Origin of the sequence: Actinomadura geliboluensis (assembly GCF_005889745.1) — a bacterium.
GTDB classification, from domain to species: Bacteria; Actinomycetota; Actinomycetes; order Streptosporangiales; family Streptosporangiaceae; genus Spirillospora; species Spirillospora geliboluensis.
On sequence record NZ_VCKZ01000755.1, the window covers coordinates 1 to 1,098 of the forward strand.

Sequence of the window (1,098 nt, forward strand, 5' to 3'; positions counted from 1 at the left end):
ACTGGCGCTTGACGTTGTTCTTCAGCTCGACGCCGAGCGGCCCGTAGTCCCAGGAGGCGCGGAGCCCGCCGTAGATCTCGCTCGACGGGTAGACCAGGCCCCGCCGCTTGGCGAGGTTGACGATCGTGTCCAGCACATCGGAACGGCGTGCCATGAGTTCTTCTCCATCCGGCTGGCGGTCGGCGGGACAGTGAGTGCGCCCCGGTCCGCGCACGGCGGGCGGCGGCGAGTGTGATCCCCGGTGAGTGCTCCGGCGCGGTCATCGCCCGCCGCCGGAGAGCATCCCCAGCTTAGGGCACCCGGCGAGCCGCCAAGGCGCTAGTAGACGCGCCCGTCGACGATGTTGCTGTCGATGTTGAGCGTGACGCCGCCGTGCTTCTCCTTGTGGCCGCCGCGGTACTGCTTGATGCGGCGGTGCGGGGACCACCAGGCGTCCGGCAGGTGCGGGTCGTCGTAGACCGAGGCGCGGCCGTTCCAGTTGGCGAACCAGATGGCGGCGGGCTTGCTGATCCCGGTCGCCCGGCCCACGTCGCGGATGCCGGACTTGGCGCTGCTGTAAAGGCACGGGACGTAGCCCTCGGCCTCCAGCTTCCGCACCCAGCGGTCGACGAACCGCAGGACGGCCGCTTTGCACCCGCTCTTCTTGCTGTCGTACGCCTCCATGTCGTAGTAGATCGGCTGGCCCTCGGGGATGCCCAGCGCCCGCGCCTTGCGCGCCGCGTTCACGGCCGCCTTGGCGCCCTGCTTGGCGGCGTTCTTGGCGGTGAAGCGCTGCGGGCGGCTGCCGCACGGCGCCTGAAGGCCGACGTAGGTGGGCGTGATGCGGTACCCCATCTCGCGGACCTGCCGGACCCAGGACGCGGTGAGGTTCGGCTGGGCGCAGCCGCGCGCCGCGCCGCCGATGTAGATGTTGGTGACCTTGAACGAGGGCTTCCAGGCTCTCATCGTCGCGAGCGAGGGCGCCGTGCACGTGTCGAACCCCTTGCCGCGCACCCACGGGCGGTCGAGCCCGGTGTCCCCGCGCGGCACGGCGGGCGCCGGTTCGGCGGGCGCCGACGCGGCGGGCGCCGGTTCGGCGGAGGCCGGCGCGGTGGGGTC

At 72.0% G+C, this 1,098-nt stretch carries 1 protein-coding gene and 1 pseudogene; both read right to left on the reverse strand.

From position 1 onward, the window contains the following. Positions 1-154: pseudogene (locus tag ETD96_RS44045) on the reverse strand (glycine--tRNA ligase); the annotation flags it as partial. 164 nt (positions 155-318) lie between these two features. Beyond that, a partial coding sequence (locus ETD96_RS44050; protein WP_138642389.1) for a glycoside hydrolase domain-containing protein occupies positions 319-1,098 on the reverse strand: 780 nt, incomplete at its 5' end.